Below are 17,697 nucleotides of genomic sequence, written 5' to 3' on the forward strand. Positions count from 1 at the left end.
CTAATATAGCATATCTCGATATATTTTAAAAGCAGCAACCACCAAAGTTATTAAGAATGATATTGACAACCTTAATTAAGAGCTATTTAAGGAAAAACAGGACGCTAAAACTGCAAACTAACGATTCCTCTTAAATCATTATCCAATTGGTTATTAGAAATTTGTCCTTTTTGCATATCGAAGTTCTCATTAAAACTAGGTAACGAAAACGTTGCTTTTACTAGTGCTCCATATCTTGGAAATGCATTTTTAGCAATCTCTAAAACAGAGCTTCCTCCTCTAGCGCCAGGAGATGTAGCCATTAAAAGCATGGGTTTATCCTGAAAGACTTTGGCATTGATTCGGGTACTCCAATCGAAAATATTTTTGAAAGCCGCAGTGTAATTCCCATTGTGCTCAGACATAGAAACAACCAGAAGATCAGCCTCTTTAATCTTATCTAAAAAAGCCTGCGCCACCTCATGCTCTCCAATTGTCATCTCAAGATCTACGTCAAAAAGAGGCATAGTATACTTGTTTAAATCTAAAACTTCGACAATAGCAGTTTCAAAAAGCGATGCTGCATAGGTTGCTAATTTTTTATTAATTGAATTGTTGCTGGTGCTTGCGCCAAAGGCTATAATTTTCATAGAATTATTTTTATTTTAAAGGTACATAAAAATATAAAACATAAAAAATCAAGTTGTATTTTACTTTTTTACCCCTGATTGAAACGAAAAGCATTTTGAACAGATTACCTCTTTTTTCTTGGCAAAAAAGAGCGACTAGAAGAAGCTCCTTTTTTGACTTAGAAAAAAAGGGAAGATGGAAAAATCTTGTAGTGGAAAGCAGGATTAGGTCCTTACATAAAGTTGGCAGAGCTTGGTCATTAGTAAACACAAAAAAACCTGCAAAATTTACATTTACAGGTTTCCTTTATTGTATGTCTTAATTTATATTGAACTACACGTTAAAACGGAAGTGCATTACATCACCATCTTTTACGATGTATTCTTTTCCTTCTACTTTAAATTTACCAGCTTCTTTAGCTTTCGCTTCTGAACCGTAAGCTACGTAGTCTTCGTATGAAATCACCTCAGCACGGATAAAGCCTTTTTCGAAATCAGTGTGGATAACTCCAGCTGCTTGTGGTGCAGTAGATCCAATATTGATGGTCCAAGCGCGAACCTCTTTTACACCTGCGGTAAAATACGTTTGTTGCTTTAATAATTTGTAAGCCGCACGAATTAATACAGAAGCACCAGGCTCAGTCAATCCCATATCTTCTAGAAAAACTTGACGCTCTTCGTAGCTTTCTAATTCGGTGATATCCGCCTCTGCTCCTACTGAAAGGATAATCACCTCGGCATCTTCATCCTTCACTAATTCTTTTACTTGGTCTACATATTTGTTTCCGTTTACCGCTGAATTTTCATCAACATTACAAACATATAAAACGGGTTTTGCAGTAATTAACTGGAACGCCTCCATTAAAAGCTCTTCGTCATTGTTTTGAGGAACAGTTGTTCGAGCTGATTTTGCTTGCAACAACGTTTCTTTAATACGGTCTAAAAGTGCTTTCTCAGTGATTGCTTCTTTGTTTCCAGTTTTGGCTGCACGATTTACTTTTTCTAAACGTTTTTCAACTGTTTCTAAATCTTTTAATTGCAACTCGATATCAATTGTTTCTTTGTCACGAATAGGATTTACGTTTCCATCTACGTGCACAATATTATCGTTATCAAAACAACGCAATACATGTATGATTGCATTACACTCTCTAATGTTTCCAAGAAATTGATTTCCTAATCCTTCTCCTTTACTAGCTCCTTTTACAAGACCAGCAATGTCCACAATATCCACCGTTGCCATTTGCACGCGCTCTGGTTTCACTAACTCCTCTAATTTATTGATACGAGGATCTGGTACGTTTACCACTCCAATATTAGGCTCGATAGTACAAAAAGGAAAGTTAGCACTTTGCGCTTTTGCATTTGATAAACAATTGAATAATGTTGACTTTCCAACATTAGGTAATCCTACAATTCCTGCTTTCATATATTTCAGTTTACAAGTAGCAGTTTCCTGCCAAGAGTTTTTAAATAATTCCCTTAAAAAAGTGCAAATATACCATTTAAAATAAGGTAGAATGCAAAATCATTCCATTAATATTAGCAGACTGCAATTTAAAATATATTGCGGTTATCGCAACGAAAAGCAACTATATTATTTATTCAATAAAAAAGTAAATATTTTACAGTTTACTTTTACTTTTAAAATAAAAACACAATAAATAGCTAATATTTTGTTAAAAACTCACTATATTTGGCGATATAATACCAACTAACAAAGTAATATTACAAAACAAAACCAAATTATTTATGAAAAAATTCACACTGTTATTTTTGCTATTAAACGTCAGTTTTTTGTTTGCTCAAAAACAAGTATCTGGAGTAGTAAAAGACAACTCAGGAGCTCCTTTACCGGGAGTGAACATCGTTGAAAAGGGAACTCAAAATGGAGTTTCAACCGATCTTGACGGAGCGTACAAGATCAAAGTTAAAGAAGGCGCAACATTAGTTTTTAGTTATGTTGGCTACGCCAAAGTAGAAAAAGCAGCAACCGAAGGAACAATTAATGTTGTCCTTGCTGAAGAAGGTGGACAAGCATTGAACGAGATTGTAATTGTAGGGTCGAGAACGGCTCCACGAAGCAATACAACTTCGGCACTACCTATTGATGTATTATCTTCTAAAGATCTAGCTTCGACAGGACAAGCTACATTTGATAAAGCATTACAATACAAAATTCCGTCTTTTAACACCGTGCAAACGCCTGTGAATGACGCAACTTCTTTACTTGACCCTTATGAAATTAGAAATATGGGACCAAGTAGAACCTTAATATTAATCAACGGTAAACGTAAAAACATGAGTTCACTTGTGTATACGCAAACTTCTCCTGGACGTGGTGAAACTGGTGCTGATATCTCAGCTATACCAACTGACGCAATTGAGAGAGTTGAAATTTTACGTGATGGTGCATCAGCACAATACGGATCAGATGCGATTGCTGGGGTAATGAACATTATCTTGAAAAAAAGTACTAACGGAGGATCTGTAACCTTACGTACTGGAATCACTGGAAAAGGAGATGGTGAAATGTACGGTGTGAGTGTAAACAACGGAACAACTGTAGGTGAAAAAGGTTTTTTAAACTATACTGTTGATTTCTCAAAAACAGCATTAGCGAATAGACCAGGTATTTTAAGTGCAGCTGACGAAGCTTCTTATTGGGGAGTGCCATTAGCAACTACTCAAGCCTTCTTGAACCTAAAACCAGATGGTGGAAACGTTAACGGAGCACCTGAAACTGCTGCAGCTAAATTTGAAATAAACGGAGGTTCACAATTAAGTGAGTACACTGAGATGTATTACAATGCTGCTTATATTTTCAAAAAAGTAAACTCTTTTGCTAATTACAGAGCTCCATATTGGAGAAAAGCCTCTGATTTCCCTTATTTACCATCATTATTTGGTAATGGAACTGCGGCTTCTTATGTTGGATATGTACCAACATTCATTGGAGATTTAAATGATTACAATGCTACTTTAGGGTTCAAATCAAGTAAAAATGGTTGGACTTCTGACGCTTCTGTAACAATAGGTGGTAACTCACAAATTTATACAGTAACTAATTCTCATAATAGATCGAAATATAGTGATTTAAATCCGGAGCAACTACAAGCGGTAGGTGGTTTAGGAAGTCACTCTCCAAACGATTTTGTTTACACTGATGCGAGTCAAACGAGATATACTGGACAAAACAATTTTAAACCAGGTGGAACTAGTTTCAACCACATTGTGGGGAATTTAGACATTACCAAAGAAGTTTCAGATAATGTATCTGTGGGTTTTGGATCAGAAATCAGAACAGAAAACTTTGAAATATTAGCCGGTGATTTTCAATCCTATGCAGGTGTAGGAGCCGATTCTTTTCAAGGAAATACTCCAGCGAATTCAGGAAAATTTAATAGATACAATATTGGTTTCTATGCTGATATTAGTGCAAATGTTGTTAAAGGTTGGTTGGTTAACGGAACAGCAAGACATGAAAACTATAGTGATTTTGGAGCTGCTAATGTTTGGAAATTAAGTACAAGCGTAAACGCCATTGAAGACGATAAATTAACTTTTAGAGGATCTGTTTCAACTGGATTTAGAGCTCCTTCTTTGCACCAAATCTATACTGAGAAATCACAATCTACTTTCCAAGGTGGTGCCATTGCAGTAACTGGAATTGTAAACAACGTTTCTACAACAGCTAGAGCTTATGGAGTTCCTAAATTAACACCTGAAAAATCAACAAATGTATCTTTAGGATTTGGAGCTAGACCAATCAAAAACTTAAACTTAACAGTAGATTATTACACTATCAAAGTAAAGGATAGAATTGTATTAGGAAACCTAGTTGATTTTGGTACAGGTGGAAATGCATTTTTCGTAAATGGTATTAACTCTGTTACATCCGGAATTGACTATGTAGTTGAATACAGAAACCTTATTGTTGGAGAAGGTAAATTAGGATTTAACTTATCTGGTAACTACACGATTCAAAACAAAATTGATGGTGCTGTAAATAACCCGGCAAGTGTAACTGCTTTAACTGGAGCTTTAGCTGGTCAAACTGTATTTAACGCGACTCAGGATGCTTTAATGTTTACTTCTAGACCTAAATTCAAAAATATTATAGGTGTAAACTACGAAATAAATGATTTCGGAATTTCATTGAATAACACCACATTTGGTTCTACTAAATTCAAACAAGCTGACTTTAGTAATCCTGGATTATTCACAACTTTTAAAACAGCTCAAGTTACTGATTTAGGAGTGACATGGACTGCTTCTAAAGAGGTTACAATCTCATTCAACATGAATAACATGTTTAATGTAGTTCCTAAATTCACGATTAAGTCTGATGGTTCAGCATCTGCAAACGCAATTGTTAACAACCCTGCAGCACTTAAAAACGAGTACAATAACATCACATTTAATGGCCGTTATCCAATAACTAGTTATGATGGATCACAATTTAGCCAGTTAGGTAGAATGTTTAGTTTATCAATGAACTATAAATTCTAAGACCTATAGAATATACTAAAAGGGACATCAATTGATGTCCCTTTTTTTTTTGTCCTATGTACAACAACGACATAAAAAAATCCCGAGCTATAAACTCGGGATTACTATTTTACAAGATATTGACCTTTATTCGTTATGTAAAAAGGCTTGTCTATTTAACAAGGTTTCATCTGATTCTACATGATTATCATCAGGGATACAGCAATCTACTGGACATACCGCTGCACATTGTGGTTCGTCGTGAAAACCTTTACATTCCGTACATTTACCCGGAACTATATAATATACTTCATCAGAGATTGGCGTTTGTGCCTCATCAGAATCTACTTCAGTACCATCCGGCAAAATTACTTTACCAGTTAACTTTGTTCCATCCTTATATCTCCAATCATCAGCTCCTTCGTAAATTGCTGTATTAGGGCACTCGGGTTCGCAAGCCCCACAATTAATACATTCGTCAGTTATTATTATTGCCATTTTACTTTTTATTAAATGTTGTGCGTTAAAAAAACCAAATCAAATTACTTTAAGACTTTTGACTTTCGACTTATTAAAGCTTATTTTTGTGCAAAATTACAATCAAAACAATTCATAAGCAAACATTATGACATTAGAAACAAAAAAAAGTGTTTTTGTTGCATTAGGCAAATTCTTAAGTCAATTTTCGGAAAACAATTCCAGTAAAATAGCTGGCGTATTGCACAATGACTTGTTCTTTGATGCATTCGAAGACCTTATTGCCTTATCTCAATCACATAATGGCTGGTACACGCCCGAGCAGGTTTACTTTTCGATTCAATCGTGGGCTGCTGCTTTAACTGAAGACCAACTTACTGAATGGTTGAATAAGTACGATTTAAAGTCGGATTCCAATAAAACCGTAGCTTTAATTCTTGCTGGCAACATACCCTTGGTAGGTTTTCATGACTTTTTATCTGTATTGATTGCTGGTCATAATGTTAAAATAAAAACGTCATCCAACGACCAACATTTACTGCCATTTTTGGCAAAATATATAATTGCAGTAGCGCCGGAATTTAGCGATAAAATCACCTTTGTTGAAGGGAAATTAGAGAATTTTGACGCTGTAATAGCAACAGGAAGTAATAATACAGCCCGTTATTTTGAGTATTATTTTAAGGACAAACCCTCTATTATTAGAAAAAGCAGAAATTCAGTTGCAGTGCTCGACGGAAACGAAACTAAAGCCCAATTGACTGCGCTAGGAGAAGATATTTTCAGGTATTTTGGTCTAGGATGTCGCAATGTTTCCAAGCTATTTGTTCCTAAAGGGTATTCGTTTGATGCTTTTTTCGAAGCTATTTTTGAGTACCAAGATGTGATTCATTATGAAAAATATGCTAATAATTACGACTACAACAAGGCCGTTTTTTTAATGAGTAATTTTAAATTACTGGATAATGGTTTCTTGACGTTAAAAGAGGATACCAGTCATGCCTCTCCTATTTCCAGTGTCTTTTACGAATATTATGATACATTAGTCGAATTAGAAGAACGTTTAGTGTCTGAAAACGAGCAACTTCAATGCATAGTTAGCAACAACCTAATGGAAAGTAGTATTCCTTTTGGTCAAACTCAAAAACCCAAATTATGGGATTACGCAGATAATGTGGATACGATATCGTTTTTGTTAACAATATGACAAAAATAAGCCTTATAATTCCGAAAAAATTAACGCTTTTTAATGTACTAATGACGAAATTTGCCTTTTAATTTTTTGGACAAAACTACACCATGAAAAAACACAACTACAGCGCAGGACCTTGCATTTTACCACAAGAAGTTTTTGAAAAATCGGCACAAGCGATACTGGATTTCAATGGGTCGGGATTATCAATTTTAGAAATATCACACAGAAGTAAAGATTTCGTTGCCGTAATGGATGAAGCTAGATCGCTTGCCTTAGAATTATTAGGATTGGAAGGAAAAGGATACCAAGCTTTATTTTTATCAGGTGGAGCGAGCTTGGAATTCTTAATGGTTCCTTATAACTTGATGAAAGAAGGGGGTAAAGCAGCTTATTTAGACTCCGGAACTTGGGCTAGTGGCGCCATAAAAGAAGCTAAATTTTTTGGAGAAACAGTTGTTGTTGCTTCATCAAAAGAGGAAAACTACAATCATATTCCAAAAGGATACACAGTTCCTGCTGATGCTAATTATTTTCACTGCACTAGTAATAACACTATTTTTGGGACTCAAATAAAAGAATTTCCGTCACTTGACATGCCTATTGTATGCGATATGAGTTCGGATATATTTTCTAGAGTTTTAGATTTTTCAAAATTTGATATTATTTATGCCGGTGCTCAAAAAAATATGGGACCTGCCGGAACAACATTAGTAATTGTTAAAGAAGAAATTCTAGGAAAATCAGGAAGAACGATTCCGAGCATTTTAGATTATGAGAAACACATCAAGGCAGAAAGTATGTACAATACACCGCCTGTTTTTCCTGTGTATGCCTCATTACTTACCTTACAATGGTTAAAAAACTTAGGTGGAATTGCAGCTGTTGAAAAATTGAATACGGCAAAAGCAGAATTGCTTTACACTGAAATTGATAGAAACCCATTGTTTAAAGGAGCTGCCGCTGTAGAAGATCGTTCAAGCATGAATGCTACTTTCTTATTGAATGATGCTGCTCATGCGGAAACATTTGATGCTATGTGGAAAGCAGCCGGTATATCCGGTCTTCCAGGACATCGCTCCGTGGGTGGTTATAGAGCCTCTATGTACAACGCCATGCCTATCGAGAGTGTACAGGTATTAGTTGATGTTATGAAAGATCTAGAGTCACAAGTAGCATAAAAGCACCTCAACGTGCGGATTCCTAGCCCTGATAGCAGTGGAAATCCTTTTTATTTTTTTCTTTAAAAAATAAAAAGATTGAAACGAATAGCAGGAAATAGCTCCTAACAAAATAATAAAAAAGTAATATGAGGGCGGAATTGCATCGTTCCTCGCAATGAAATAAAAAATGAAAGTATTAGCAAATGACGGAATTTCTAAAAGTGGAATTCTAGCTTTAGAAGCAGGTGGATTTGAAGTAATAACTACAAAAGTAGCTCAAGAACAGGTGGCTAATTATGTGAACGAAAATAACATTAGTGTTGTTCTTGTTCGTAGTGCTACTAAAGTTCGGAAAGATATTATCGACGCTTGTCCTGGACTAAAAATAATTGGTCGTGGTGGTGTTGGTATGGATAATATTGATGTGGATTATGCTAAAAGCAAAGGGATTCACGTGATTAACACACCTGCGTCTTCATCAGAATCAGTGGCTGAATTGGTTTTTGCTCACTTGTTTTCAGGCGTGCGTTTCTTGCATGATTCAAACAGAAATATGCCTCTTGAAGGCGACACTAATTTTGACGGTTTGAAAAAAGCGTACGCAAATGGTGTTGAATTAAGAGGAAAAACCCTTGGTATCGTTGGTATTGGTCGTATTGGTCAAGCTACTGCAAAGATGGCTCTTGGGTTAGGTATGAAGGTAATTGCTGCAGACAGTTTTATCCCTCAGGTAGATGTTAAAGTGGAATTTTTTGACGGACAATCGATCACTACTACAATTGTGTCTCAATCTTTAGAATCATTGTTTAAAGAAAGTGACTTTATCACATTGCACGTTCCTGCTCAAGATGGATACATTATTGGTGAAAAAGAACTGGCTATGATGAAAAAGGATGTAGGTATTGTAAACTGCGCTCGTGGTGGTGTAATTGACGAAGTTGCGTTAGTAAAAGCATTAGACAGCGGAAAAGTATTGTTTGCTGGTCTTGACGTTTTTGAAAACGAACCAACTCCAGAAATGCCAATTTTAATGAATCCTAAAATCTCGTTGACACCACATATTGGCGCTGCAACTGGAGAAGCACAAGATAGAATTGGAACGGAATTAGCTTCGCAAATCATTAGCTTGATTGGTTAACTAAGCTATTTTTTTACCCTTTTAAAGTGGATTTGTTACAAAAAAACGTAATAAATCCACTTTTTTTTGTACCTTTAAGAAAACGAAAAAAATTATATATGTTCGAACAACTAACACAATTAGCACAACAATTTGGAGTAGACACTGTAGTAAATAATCCAGCGGTTCCCAACGAAAAAAATGAAGCTGTAATTAATGAAGCTAGCTCTTCAGTAGTTACAGGATTACAAAAAATGGTTGCAGATGGGGATCTTTCACAATTAGCAGCTCTTTTTCAAGGAGATAATGCAAAGGATGCTTCAAACCCAGCGGTGCAAAAATTGACCCAACAACTTTCAGGAAATTTAAGTGAAAAACTAGGAATAGATAGTAGTGCAGCTGCAGGAGTTGCTTCCAGCATTATTCCAAAGATCCTAGCTTCCCTTGTAGGTAAAGCAAAAGACCCTAAAGATTCTAGTTTTGAAATTTCAGATATTATTGGTGCTATTTCAGGTGGTGGTGAGAACGCAGGAATCATGGATGCAATCACTAAATATGGTGGGCAATTTGGTTTAGATCAAAATGGTGATGGAAAAGTGGATATGAGTGATGCAATGGATGCCGTTACTAAAAAAGGAGGCGGATTGGGCGGAATGCTAGGTGGTCTTTTTGGAAAATAAAATAATTCTAAAGAACGTTTTAAAAACCAACAGTGATTCCTTCATGGAAAACACGGTTTTATATATAAGTGGTTATTTCTAAACAGGAATAACCACTTTCTTTTTGATGGCTGGCCAAAAACCAACAGAAAGACATTTAACTATTGTGGGAGTTATAGGTAGTTAATATTTTGTAACTTTAGGGTAAAACAACTACTTATGAGAAAGTATACTTATGTGTTGATCCTCATTTTGCTGATTATTATCAGCTGTACGACAACTAAAAAAGCGGTCAACACTCCCGAAAACAATAAAGCAATACATGGAGATACGATCAGAATTGCTAATGAAGAATTAGAATATGAGGTTATCATTATAGATCCTGGCTTTACAAGTTGGCTCGTCTCCCGCGCCTTCCCTAGAGGCTATCATTCGCAAACTTTCCTAGAAAATAAAAACAGAATGTATATTACGGAGTGGAACAGTCGCGTGCTTCAACCAAATCGATTTAGCCCTAATTTGTATGAAATGACTATTAACTACGATTATACCGTGAATTATGGTTATGAGGTAAATTACTTGATTTACAACTACATGATTTATTTTCAAAATACCAATAATCAACGGTTGTTTGGCAATGTTCCTTCTAGATAAACTTGCTATCTTTGTAATCATTATTTATAAGGATGAAGAAATTAAAGAAACGCTGGGGAATTGAATCAAACCTGCAGCTTGCCATTATATTTATCGTTTTTGCTATTACAGGCTCTACTTCAGCTTGGATTTCAAAGCCTGTTTGTTTGTGGCTAGGAATCACTGCTGCAGATTTTGGAAGTTGGTTTATATTGATCCGATTGTTGATTATTTTTCCGCTTTACCAAGTATTGCTTGTAGCCATTGGAACCCTTTTTGGACAATTTACATTCTTTTGGAAGTTTGAAAAAAAAATGCTCAAAAGTATGGGTCTGGGATTTCTATTTAAAGAAAAATAGGAGTTCGTTGTCTTTTTGTCCCAAAACATTTTTGAATAAAAGTAAAGGATTGTCCACGATTTTAGTACTGTACAAAAAAATAAAAAGCCAAACTTGGATTGCTCCAGTTTGGCTTTTTATGATTCATGGCTAACCCAAAAGCGGTAGCAATGATTGTATTATTTGATTTCGATTACAAATTCATCCGTAGTATTACGTACTTTTTTCATACCAGCCAACCAATCTTTTTCGGCATCGCGGTATCCTAGATATAATAAAGTTACGCTTCGCAAACCTAATGAAGCAAGATCTAATGTTTCATCTACCAAGGCATTGTCAAAACCTTCAGCAGGTGTTGTATCAACTTTTAGCTCAGCTGCCTGCGCGATAGACATAGCAAAACCTATATAGGATTGACGAGCCGTGTGTTCGAAATTTTCTTCGGCAGTCTGATTTAAGTAAATCCCTTTTATCTTATCCGTGTAACTATCAAAGCGACCCCTAGGTAAGTCTCTATCATCAGTTGTTTTATTGTAAATGGTATCAATGCGTTCCGCAGTGTATTTATCCCATGCAGCAAACACTAAAACGTGAGAACAATCTACCATCACCTCTGGGTTAAGCACTTTAGCGCTTAATTTCTCCTTAATTTCCTGATTACTTACAACCAAAACTCTAAACTGCTGTAAACCTGATGATGTAGGCGCTAAACGTGCCGCTTCAACAATTTTATCTACATTCTCTTGACTTACTTTTTTTGTTGGATCGTATTGCTTTGCAGCGTAACGCCATTTTAAATCGTCTATTAATGCCATCTTACTTAATTTTAGTTATTAGTTACTATTAAATCAATTGCTACGTTTCCGCGAGTTGCGTTAGAATAAGGACAAACTTGGTGTGCTTTTTCTACTAACTCTTGTGCTTTTTCTTGAGTGACTCCTGGTACATTTACGGCTAATTCTCCAGCTAAACCAAAACCACCATTGTCTAATTGACCAATACTGATTTTTGCATTAACAGTCGTTTCACCTGTTGTAATTTTTTCCTGCTTGATTACTAAACTCAAAGCGCTGTCAAAACATGCGGCATATCCTGCTGCAAAAAGCATTTCAGGGTTTGTATAGTCGTCATTAGCACCACCTAATGCTTTTGGCATTCTTACTTGTACGTCTAAAACTCCGTTACTACTTTTAACGTGACCGTTTCTACCGCCGGTTGCAGTAGCTTCTGCTGTATATAATGTTTTCATTTTGTGTATTTTATTATTTATTTCTATTTACTATTTTCTCTATTGCATCTTTTAACTGTTGTAAATCGCCTACAGATACATTTAATGCCTCCAGAACCTCTTTAGGAATGCATTTAGCTTTGTCTTTTAAAGCATTTCCTGCAACTGTTAAAGACACATCTACAACCCTTTCATCTAGCTTACTGCGGGTTCGATTAACCAAGCCTTTTACTTCTAATCGCTTCAATAATGGTGTTAAAGTACCATTGTCTAACTGCAACTTACCTCCTATTTGATTTACTGTTTGCGTGTTGTTTTCCCACAACACAAGTAAAACTAAATATTGCGGATACGTCAAATCAAGCTGTTCTAATATCGGTCGGTATAAGTTTGTAATCTCACGAGATAACGCATATACAGGAAAACAAACTTGAGCATCCAATTTTAAAAGATCATCCATAGTGCTATTTTTAAACTTTGACAAAGATATATATTGTGCGCAATATAATTTTACAAAATCTAGTTAATTTTGAGTTAAAAACTATTTCAATTGAAAATTAGAATGATTATTAAAAAACCTGTTGGATGGCATCATTTCCGTTACTTATACTATTTAGTCTAAAATTACTAAACCCAATACGAGCTTACCTATCTTGTTATGAGATAAGTTTTGACATTTGTTAATTTATCTTAAATTTTAAATTAGATAATTCTATTTGAATTCAATAGTCGTAGTTTTGCACTTCCATAATACAAAATACCGATGAAAATTCTATATACCTATTTAAAAGCCCACAAACCTTTATTGTTTTTGGCTCTTTTTTTAGCCGCAATTAACCAATGCTTCTCTTTATTCGATTCCATAATTATTGGAAAACTCCTCAATCAATGTGGTGTAGGAGTCGCCAACTTCAATGGAAATTATGGCAATTTCACTAAGGCAGTTTTAGGTTGGTTAGGCTTATCATTAGGAGCAGCAATGATCTCTCGTATAGCAAAAAATTTCCAAGATTACTTTACCAATATCATTATTCAGCGCACGGGTGCACAAATGTACACAGAAGGAATCCAAAAAGCTTTGCAATTACCCTTTCAAGACTTTGAGGACCAACGAAGTGGTGAAACACTAGGTCGATTGCAAAAAGTAAAATCTGATTGTGAAAAATACATTACACTTTCTATTTCCATGGTCTTTCAAACCCTAATAGGAATTATTTTTGTGGTCGTTTATGCCGTCAATATTCACTGGTTATTAGGTCCTATTTTTCTAGCCACGGTACCTGTAATCGCTGTAATTAGCTCTTTTTTAGGTAAAAAAATCAAGAAAGTATCGGTTGATATTTTAAAAGAAACAACAGCATTGGCTGGAGCAACTACTGAGTCTTTGCGAAACATTGAACTAGTAAAAAGCTTAGGTTTAACGGATCAAGAAGTAGACCGTTTAAATGGCACTACCATAAAAATATTAGGCTTAGAATTAAAAAAAATCCGTTTTATTCGTTCCTTAAGTTTCATTCAGGGGACAACGGTGCATTTTATGCGAACTGGATTAGTATTTGCTTTGTACATGTTTATTTTCCAAGGGGTTATTTTACCTGGCGATCTAATCACTTTGATGTTTTTCTCTTTCTTTTTATTCAATCCATTACAAGAACTAGGAAACGTAATCGCTACCTATAATGAGACAAAAGTGTCCATGGACAATTTTGCCGATTTAATGAATTCAAAAAGTGAAGAGATTCCGACTAATCCAAAAACAATTGGTGCTATAGACCATTTACGTTTTTCAAATATTTCATTTAAACATCAATCAGCATCTAGTTATGCTGTTCAGGACATTTCTTTTGAAGCAAAAGCTGGCGAAACAATCGCATTTGTAGGTCCTTCAGGTAGTGGTAAAACGACCTTAGTAAAAATGCTTGTTGGGCTTTATAAACCTGCTGATGGCGCAATCTTTTACAATGACAAAAACGCCAACGAAATTGATTTGACTGAACTGAGACAACAATTGGGTTTTGTAACGCAGGATGCACAATTGTTTTCGGGAACTATCAAAGACAATTTGCTCTTCGTAAAACCGAATGCTACAGATGAGGAAATTAATGATGTTTTACAAAAATCGGCTTGTCAAAATTTATTAGTACGAGCAGAGAATGGTTTAAATACCACTATTGGAGAAGGCGGAATTAAAGTTTCTGGTGGGGAAAAACAGCGTTTGTCGATTGCAAGAGCACTTTTGAGAAAGCCGAGATTGCTTTTATTTGATGAAGCTACTTCGGCCCTAGATTCTATTACTGAAGAAGAAATTACCGCAACAATCCGAAGTATTTCATCTCAAAAAAATCAAATCACCGTATTAATTGCACATCGATTATCAACAATTATGCATGCCGACAAAATATTTGTTCTAGAGCAAGGAAAAATCATCGAACAAGGAAAGCATCTCGATTTAATTGATGAAAAAGGACTGTATTATGCTATGTGGAGACAGCAAATTGGAGAGCGAAAATAGACGCTATTGCACTGTTAACTAAGGTATAATTTTGTTTTTCAATCGTACTAAAAGTTGTTTTTTGAGATAAAAACAGTGTCTTAATACAGCATTTGCACTTCTTTAATGCTGTATTCTACCAAGGAATCATCTTCTAGAACCACTTGCAACTTCCCCAAGGCGGAAACACCTTGAATAATGCCCATAAAATTTTTAGTATCCCCTCCTTTAAATGGCATAGGAACACCCTTTTTGAAAAGACAATTAGCATATAAATCCCAAAGCGTTTGAGGATTAACTTCTATTAGTTTAATGTTAGTTTTGAGGTTTTCCACAATCAAAAACAATAATTGTTCCTTATTGTGTTCCTTTTTAGATACCACAGCTAAGGAAGAAGCTTTAGGTAAATTTTCAAAATTAGTTTGGTTAACATTAAGACCAATTCCAATGATGGAAATTATAGATCCGTCACTTCTAAGGTTATTTTCGATCAAAACGCCACCTATTTTGAAATTATATGACATAATGTCGTTAGGCCATTTAATAGATAAAGCAGGTATATTAACTGTTTCTAAAGCAGTGTAAATCGCTAAAGCTACCGCAATGTTTAAGGTAAAAATGTGGTTGATATCTAAAATTGTTTCCTTAACAAAGACACTCATAGTTAGATTCTTACCTATTTCTGAATCCCAAATTGAACCCATTTGACCTTTACCTTTGGTCTGATTTTCGGCGGTTACCACGGTAAAGTTTTCTAGTTGTTGGGATTTCGAGAGCTCTTTCATAAACTCGTTTGTTGAATCTATGGCATCGAGTTTGATTAACTTCATGAGTTGTTATTTTTAAACATAATTTAATTATATGTTAAGGTTCAAAAATAATGACAAAAAATGGTAACTTTACAAACTTATATAAAAATTTTTCATGGCAAAAAAGACAATAAATAATGATGACCTTTTGGCAAACATTATAAAGGGAATCGAAGAAGTAAAAGGAAATGATATAGATATTCTCGACCTAAGAGAGATTGATAGCGCTGTATGTGACTATTTCGTAATTTGCAATGGAAACTCCAATACACAGGTAAACGCGATCGTTAATTCAATTCAAAAAGTAGTTTCGAAAGAAATAAAAGATAAACCATGGCATGTGGAAGGATCTGACAATGCAGAATGGGTACTTATGGATTATGTAAACATCGTAGTTCACGTTTTTCAAAAACAAATTAGAGAATATTACAACATCGAAAGCTTGTGGGGAGATGCAAAAATTACCACAATAGCTAACAAATACTAAAAATAGAATGGCAAAAGAAAATAATCCGAATCCTAATAAATTTAAAGTTAGTCCATGGTTAGTGTATACAGCCATTTTACTAATTTTTCTTTTTATTAGCTTTATAACTGGCAGTTCAAGCTTGCAAGAGCCTGCCCAATTAACCTCTTCTAAATTCAATACATTCCTAGAAAAAGGTCAAATTGAAAAAGTAATTGTTTACAACAAGACAGAAGCAGAGGTTTTCTTAAAACCGGAAGCACTAAAGGAGAAAGAACATAAACAAGTTGCCAAAGACATTTTTGACCGTCCTAACAAAGGACCTCAATACACGTTTGAAATTGGTAACGATCAAATTTTTCAAACAAAACTGGAAAAAGCAGTTGCGGACGGAAAATTGAAAGATTTTAATTTCCTAGCTAAAAGCAATTGGTCTGATTTAATCATTAGCTTATTACCAATCATTATCATTATTGGAGTTTGGATCTTCATAATGCGTAAAATGTCAGGTGGTGGCGCTGGTGGTGGTGGTCAAATTTTTAATATTGGAAAATCAAAAGCAAAACTTTTTGATGAAAAAACCGATGTTAAAACTACTTTTAAAGATGTTGCCGGACTTGAAGGAGCGAAAGAAGAGATACAAGAAATTGTAGAATTCTTGAAAAACCCCGAGAAATACACCAATTTAGGAGGTAAGATCCCGAAAGGAGCACTACTCGTAGGACCTCCTGGAACAGGTAAAACATTATTAGCTAAAGCAGTAGCTGGAGAAGCACAAGTTCCGTTTTTCTCATTATCAGGTTCTGATTTTGTCGAAATGTTTGTGGGTGTAGGTGCATCACGTGTACGTGACTTATTCAAGCAAGCCAAAGAGAAATCGCCTGCAATTATTTTCATTGACGAAATTGATGCAGTAGGTAGAGCTAGAGGAAAAAGCAATATGTCAGGCGGTAATGACGAAAGAGAAAACACTTTAAATCAGTTATTAACTGAGATGGATGGTTTTGGAACAAATACAAACGTAATCGTACTTGCTGCTACAAACAGAGCGGACGTTTTAGACAAAGCGTTGATGCGTGCCGGTCGTTTTGACAGACAAATATTCGTTGACCTACCAGACATTAGAGAAAGAGCCGAAATCTTTAAAGTACACCTTGCTCCTTTGAAAAAAGTAGAAGGTCTAGATTTAGACTTTTTAGCAAAACAAACACCTGGTTTCTCTGGAGCTGATATTGCTAATGTATGTAACGAAGCAGCATTAATTGCAGCTCGATACAACAAAACAGCAGTTGACAAACAAGATTTCCTTGATGCTGTTGACAGAATTGTTGGTGGTTTAGAAAAGAAAAATAAAATTGTTACACCCGAAGAGAAAAAAGCAATTGCTATTCACGAAGCGGGTCACGCAACAGTAAGTTGGATGCTAGAACATGCAGCGCCGCTTATTAAGGTAACAATTGTACCAAGAGGTCAAAGTCTTGGAGCAGCTTGGTATTTACCTGAAGAGCGCCTAATCGTGCGTCCAGACCAAATGCTAGACGAAATGTGTGCTACTATGGGAGGAAGAGCTGCTGAAAAAGTAACTTTTAATCGCATTTCAACAGGTGCCCTAAGTGATCTAGAGAAAGTAACCAAACAAGCGAGAGCTATGGTTACGATTTATGGACTGAATGATAAAATAGGTAATGTAACCTATTATGATTCAACAGGACAAAGCGAATACAGTTTCTCTAAACCGTACTCAGAAGAAACGGCTAAGGTGATTGACATGGAAATTTCAGCTTTAATCGAAAGCCAATATCAAAGAGCGATTACCATTTTGGAAGAAAACAAAGATAAATTAAATCAACTTGCCGATATACTAATTGAAAAAGAGGTAATTTTTAAAGATGATTTAGAAGCCATTTTTGGTAAACGTACTTTCGATAAAAATCTTGAAGAAGTGGTGTCATAACACGTCCTTTTTTGCAATATTTATAAAATCTTAATTCAAAAGCTACTTTTGAATTAAGATTTTTTTATCTT

The 17,697-nt window shown here is 35.2% G+C and carries 17 protein-coding genes; 10 read left to right on the forward strand and 7 right to left on the reverse strand.

Translation table 11 applies throughout. The features are described 5' to 3' along the window. Positions 1-104 precede the first annotated feature (104 nt). Together ACZ2G0_RS14645 and ychF are read right to left on the reverse strand one after the other, a co-directional pair. On the reverse strand, positions 105-629 hold the full coding sequence (locus tag ACZ2G0_RS14645) for an NADPH-dependent FMN reductase (protein WP_470308255.1): 525 nt from the start codon (positions 627-629) through the stop codon (positions 105-107). A 313-nt stretch (positions 630-942) separates the two neighbouring features. Next, the gene (gene ychF, locus ACZ2G0_RS14650) at positions 943-2,037 is read right to left on the reverse strand and encodes a redox-regulated ATPase YchF (RefSeq protein WP_470308256.1); all 1,095 of its coding nucleotides are present in this window, start codon (positions 2,035-2,037) and stop codon (positions 943-945) included. Positions 2,038-2,360: 323 nt separating this feature from the next. Between ychF and ACZ2G0_RS14655 the strand changes: the two genes are divergently transcribed. Next, positions 2,361-5,120, forward strand: coding sequence for a TonB-dependent receptor (locus tag ACZ2G0_RS14655; RefSeq protein WP_470308257.1), 2,760 nt, complete (start codon positions 2,361-2,363; stop codon positions 5,118-5,120). 126 nt (positions 5,121-5,246) lie between these two features. Here ACZ2G0_RS14655 and ACZ2G0_RS14660 read toward each other — a convergent pair whose 3' ends face one another. Continuing rightward, positions 5,247-5,597: a 4Fe-4S dicluster domain-containing protein gene (locus ACZ2G0_RS14660; protein ID WP_300287943.1), complete on the reverse strand. Its 351-nt coding sequence runs from the start codon at positions 5,595-5,597 to the stop codon at positions 5,247-5,249. Positions 5,598-5,724: 127 nt separating this feature from the next. Here ACZ2G0_RS14660 and ACZ2G0_RS14665 point away from each other — a divergent pair, with 127 nt between their 5' ends. The 6 genes from ACZ2G0_RS14665 (at position 5,725) to ACZ2G0_RS14690 (ending at position 10,699) form a co-directional block, all read left to right on the forward strand. Continuing rightward, entirely contained in the window at positions 5,725-6,783 is a 1,059-nt protein-coding gene (locus ACZ2G0_RS14665; RefSeq protein ID WP_470308258.1) for an acyl-CoA reductase, read from the forward strand. Positions 6,784-6,875: 92 nt separating this feature from the next. Further along, the gene (gene serC, locus ACZ2G0_RS14670; protein WP_470308259.1) at positions 6,876-7,949 is read left to right on the forward strand and encodes a 3-phosphoserine/phosphohydroxythreonine transaminase; all 1,074 of its coding nucleotides are present in this window, start codon (positions 6,876-6,878) and stop codon (positions 7,947-7,949) included. A 169-nt stretch (positions 7,950-8,118) separates the two neighbouring features. Next, a complete protein-coding gene (locus tag ACZ2G0_RS14675) occupies positions 8,119-9,069 on the forward strand; it encodes a D-2-hydroxyacid dehydrogenase (RefSeq protein WP_470308260.1) in 951 nt (316 codons plus the stop codon). A gap of 98 nt (positions 9,070-9,167) precedes the next feature. After that, positions 9,168-9,728 carry a hypothetical protein gene (locus tag ACZ2G0_RS14680; RefSeq protein WP_470308261.1) on the forward strand — a complete coding sequence of 187 codons (561 nt, stop codon included), beginning with the start codon at positions 9,168-9,170 and terminating at the stop codon, positions 9,726-9,728. Between the two features lie 198 nt (positions 9,729-9,926). After that, a complete protein-coding gene (locus ACZ2G0_RS14685) occupies positions 9,927-10,361 on the forward strand; it encodes a DUF6146 family protein (RefSeq protein WP_470308262.1) in 435 nt (144 codons plus the stop codon). Positions 10,362-10,393: 32 nt separating this feature from the next. Further along, a complete protein-coding gene (locus ACZ2G0_RS14690) occupies positions 10,394-10,699 on the forward strand; it encodes a DUF6787 family protein (RefSeq protein ID WP_470308263.1) in 306 nt (101 codons plus the stop codon). 158 nt (positions 10,700-10,857) lie between these two features. Here the strand turns inward: ACZ2G0_RS14690 and ACZ2G0_RS14695 are convergent, their stop codons facing one another. From ACZ2G0_RS14695 to ACZ2G0_RS14705, 3 genes are read right to left on the reverse strand one after another with little or no spacing between them, the layout of a single operon-like run. Next, positions 10,858-11,493 (reverse strand): nitroreductase family protein, encoded by a 636-nt coding sequence (locus tag ACZ2G0_RS14695; RefSeq protein WP_470308264.1) that lies wholly within the window; start codon positions 11,491-11,493, stop codon positions 10,858-10,860. An 11-nt stretch (positions 11,494-11,504) separates the two neighbouring features. Then, positions 11,505-11,927 (reverse strand): organic hydroperoxide resistance protein, encoded by a 423-nt coding sequence (locus ACZ2G0_RS14700; protein ID WP_470308265.1) that lies wholly within the window; start codon positions 11,925-11,927, stop codon positions 11,505-11,507. A gap of 13 nt (positions 11,928-11,940) precedes the next feature. After that, positions 11,941-12,366 (reverse strand): MarR family winged helix-turn-helix transcriptional regulator, encoded by a 426-nt coding sequence (locus tag ACZ2G0_RS14705; protein WP_470308266.1) that lies wholly within the window; start codon positions 12,364-12,366, stop codon positions 11,941-11,943. Positions 12,367-12,669: 303 nt separating this feature from the next. Here ACZ2G0_RS14705 and ACZ2G0_RS14710 point away from each other — a divergent pair, with 303 nt between their 5' ends. Then, the gene (locus ACZ2G0_RS14710; RefSeq protein WP_470308267.1) at positions 12,670-14,418 is read left to right on the forward strand and encodes an ABC transporter ATP-binding protein; all 1,749 of its coding nucleotides are present in this window, start codon (positions 12,670-12,672) and stop codon (positions 14,416-14,418) included. 80 nt (positions 14,419-14,498) lie between these two features. Here ACZ2G0_RS14710 and ACZ2G0_RS14715 read toward each other — a convergent pair whose 3' ends face one another. Further along, positions 14,499-15,227, reverse strand: a complete 729-nt coding sequence (locus ACZ2G0_RS14715) for a biotin--[acetyl-CoA-carboxylase] ligase (protein ID WP_470308268.1) — start codon at positions 15,225-15,227, stop codon at positions 14,499-14,501. A gap of 94 nt (positions 15,228-15,321) precedes the next feature. Here ACZ2G0_RS14715 and rsfS point away from each other — a divergent pair, with 94 nt between their 5' ends. Then, a complete protein-coding gene (rsfS, locus tag ACZ2G0_RS14720) occupies positions 15,322-15,693 on the forward strand; it encodes a ribosome silencing factor (protein WP_187010715.1) in 372 nt (123 codons plus the stop codon). A gap of 7 nt (positions 15,694-15,700) precedes the next feature. Further along, positions 15,701-17,626, forward strand: a complete 1,926-nt coding sequence (ftsH, locus tag ACZ2G0_RS14725; RefSeq protein WP_470308269.1) for an ATP-dependent zinc metalloprotease FtsH — start codon at positions 15,701-15,703, stop codon at positions 17,624-17,626. The last annotated feature ends 71 nt before the right edge of the window (positions 17,627-17,697 follow it).

The sequence above is a fragment of the Flavobacterium sp. KKT103 genome (genome assembly GCF_055640565.1).